General features: G+C 64.2%; 3 protein-coding genes, 1 tRNA gene and 3 pseudogenes. 4 read left to right on the forward strand and 3 right to left on the reverse strand.

Annotated features, from left to right (window positions below):
- The first annotated feature begins 22 nt into the window (after positions 1-22).
- Positions 23-94, forward strand: a tRNA-Arg gene (locus tag AC067Z_RS38720).
- Positions 95-355: 261 nt separating this feature from the next.
- On the opposite strand, the pseudogene AC067Z_RS38725 reads toward AC067Z_RS38720, so the two are convergent.
- Positions 356-481: pseudogene (locus tag AC067Z_RS38725) on the reverse strand (IS5/IS1182 family transposase); the annotation flags it as partial.
- Here AC067Z_RS38725 and AC067Z_RS38730 point away from each other — a divergent pair.
- The 3 genes from AC067Z_RS38730 to AC067Z_RS38740 all read left to right on the forward strand — a co-directional run bounded on the left by AC067Z_RS38730 (position 470) and on the right by AC067Z_RS38740 (position 1,821).
- Positions 470-733 carry a hypothetical protein gene (locus tag AC067Z_RS38730; protein WP_478794334.1) on the forward strand — a complete coding sequence of 88 codons (264 nt, stop codon included), beginning with the start codon at positions 470-472 and terminating at the stop codon, positions 731-733. The pseudogene AC067Z_RS38725 and the gene AC067Z_RS38730 sit on opposite strands and share 12 nt — an antisense overlap.
- A gap of 41 nt (positions 734-774) precedes the next feature.
- Entirely contained in the window at positions 775-996 is a 222-nt protein-coding gene (locus tag AC067Z_RS38735) for a hypothetical protein (RefSeq protein ID WP_478794335.1), read from the forward strand.
- Positions 997-1,470: 474 nt separating this feature from the next.
- Positions 1,471-1,821 (forward strand): hypothetical protein, encoded by a 351-nt coding sequence (locus tag AC067Z_RS38740; protein ID WP_478794336.1) that lies wholly within the window; start codon positions 1,471-1,473, stop codon positions 1,819-1,821.
- A gap of 366 nt (positions 1,822-2,187) precedes the next feature.
- Here the strand turns inward: AC067Z_RS38740 and AC067Z_RS38745 are convergent.
- Positions 2,188-2,349 (reverse strand): annotated as a pseudogene (locus tag AC067Z_RS38745) (transposase); the annotation flags it as partial.
- Positions 2,350-2,385: 36 nt separating this feature from the next.
- A pseudogene (locus tag AC067Z_RS38750) lies at positions 2,386-2,663 on the reverse strand (restriction endonuclease); the annotation flags it as partial.

The raw sequence follows: 2,663 nt of genomic DNA on the forward strand, positions 1-2,663 counted from the left end.
GCCGCGCAACAGCGGGGCGTACGCCCCCGTAGCTCAGGGGATAGAGCAACGGCCTCCGGAGCCGTGTGCGCAGGTTCGAATCCTGCCGGGGGCACAGAAGCCGGAGCAGCGTGATCAGCCCGCTGACCTGCGGAAGTGCCAGACTTCAAGAGCCGGACCCAGTCCCACTGGGTCCGGCTCTTTGTCGTTGTTGCTCACTGATCGCGAGTGAGTGGCGAGTGAGCCACCACCACACGCTTCCCCTCCAGCCTGGGCGCCTACCTAAGGGATGTCCCGCAATTGATCTTTGAGTCGGAGTGGGGGTGGGCTGGTCGATGGGGCTTGCTTCCTTCATCCGGTCACAGTGAGGCGGCGGCGCGATGCCGGTCATGGTGTGGTGGACGCTGGCGCCTTTGAGGCGGCAGCCGCGGAGGATCTTCCAGGTCTTCACACGGGCGAAGTCGCGCTCGACTCGGGCGCGGACGCGCTTGTGCGAGCGGTTGGCACGGCGGGCAGGCAACGGGGTCCCTTCGGCCTTGCCGGAGACCAGGCCCAATATGCCCCTGAGCCGTTCGCCGAGGCATTCGCCATCGTGCGCGATGCCGGGCTGATCCCCGCGCCGCACGCAGGGGAACTCGCCGGTCCGGCCACCGTGCGCGCCGCACTCGACGTGCTCGGCGCGCGACGGATCGCCCACGGCGTACGGGCGATCGAGGACCCGGCTCGTCGCCCGCCTGGCCGCGGAAGGGCGTAGTCCTCGACGTCTGCCCCACCTCCAACGCCGCCCCCGGCGTCGTGGAATCCCTGGCCGTCCACCCTCTCCCGCTTCTGCTACAAGCCGGCGTCCGGTGCACCCTCAACGCCGACGACCCCCTCCTGTTCAGCCCCGGCCTGCTGGAGGAGTACGAGACAGCCCGCACGGCCTTCCAACTCACCGACCCCCAACTCGCCGCGATAGCCCACACCTCGGTCGAATCCTCCGGCGCCCCGCGCACAATGGTGCAGTCGCACTTATAGCCGAATCGCTGGACACCCCTGTCCCAGCAACGAAGCCTCCGAACCAAGGAGCGCGGCGACTGCCCCACCCCTGAGTAGGTCCTCGGGAACAACCAGCCAGAACTTGGGGACGGTCTTTAGCAACGGCTGACAAAAATTTGGATGGGTCGGCTTCTTGTTTTTCCGGAGGCGGCACTTGAGTCCTGCGGCTCGGCGTAGGGACAACGCCGTGGGCCGTGTCCGGACTTCGAAGGTTGGTACCGGTTAGGTCACTTGGGTCCCCAGTGGGCACGATGACCGTGACTCTCGCGACGGAGGCTTGGCGGATTTTCAGAGCCGGGCGTAATCTGGAATCAGACCGCATACTAGCGGGCTCGACACCATGTAATTGTCGCGTCAACGACATTGATGACACGTCAACCATTAGTCGGGGATGCGGAAGAGAACTACTGGCGCCATGGGAATTCTGGCGCTTCGGAAGGTGCGGTGAATCGTATGGTTACGCATGCAACCTCCGGGCAGGGGCTGAAGGCTGAGCCAGTGAAGCTTGACGAGGCTTACGAGACTAGTACGGATCAGCCGCTGATCCTTCGGGGGACCGCCTCGGGAAGCTTTATCGGTCATGGGCTCTACGATCGGCTAGTCACCTGCGGCCCTACCCTCAAGAAGAACAGTAAGGCCTTCGCCTCAATTTGCGAGCTCGACTCAAGCGGAAATCCGTTCATGGGGCTGGCAACTATGCATGTCTCCAACGTCATTCCGTTCGACAACGGCAAGTTGGAAGTAGTCGGCCACATTCAGTGGAATGACAACATCAACGTGCGTCTCAGTGTGTTCTGGATGTAGCAGAGCTATGAGCTTCGTCGCTCCCGGAACCGACCGACGGGACCGCACTGGCCGTCCTTCGTGAGAAAGCACAGGCGAACCATCCCCCATGGCTGCTTGGGCGGGCGGGTCAGTGAGTCGCTCTACTCTCCTTCCGGCGAGCAGACTAGACGAACATCGAAGGTTCAAGTGAGACGAGCGACAGAAAGGGCGGCACCCCCTCGGAGGTGCCGCCCTTTCACTTTGCCTGGTAAGGCCACGCTTGCTGCAACGCCTCTGAGGAGCCGACTGAACAGCTCCAAGTCGGCCCCTTATGACGGCTGACTGCAATGCGGTGAAGCTGCCAGAGCCTTTGTCGCAGCAGCGCAACGGCCTTTAGACCGTGTCCTACATGGTGAGTTTGAGGAGTCGTTTGTAGCAGCACAGGGCTGCGGCGAGTCCGAGAAAGGCCAGGTAGTTGCGGGGATGGCGCTCGTAGCGGGGGTTGAGTCTGCGGTAGCCGGACAGCCAGGAGATGGTCCGTTCGATGACCCATCGTCGGCGCCCTAGGCAGTCCGCCAGGGGACACAGGGCACTGCCCCACGGTCACGACAGCGAGGACGCATTCCGCGGCGGGGGCAACTTGTGCAGGAGGTCCCACAGCGGCCGCGAGCCCGCCGCCCACTCCCCCAGCGTCCGGCCGTCCACCAGGTGCAGCCGCTGAGACTGACCAGAGGCGGGCATCCCGTGAAGCGACCGTTCGTCACCAGGACCACCACGTCGCCCCCGTGCAGCTGGCGTCCAGTGCCATTGAGCACGTGCAGGTCCGGCGTCCCGACGGGCGAGCCTGAAGCCCCGTTCTTACGGTGCTTGCACTGAATCAC

The sequence above is a fragment of the Streptomyces sp. NPDC043812 genome (genome assembly GCF_056436245.1).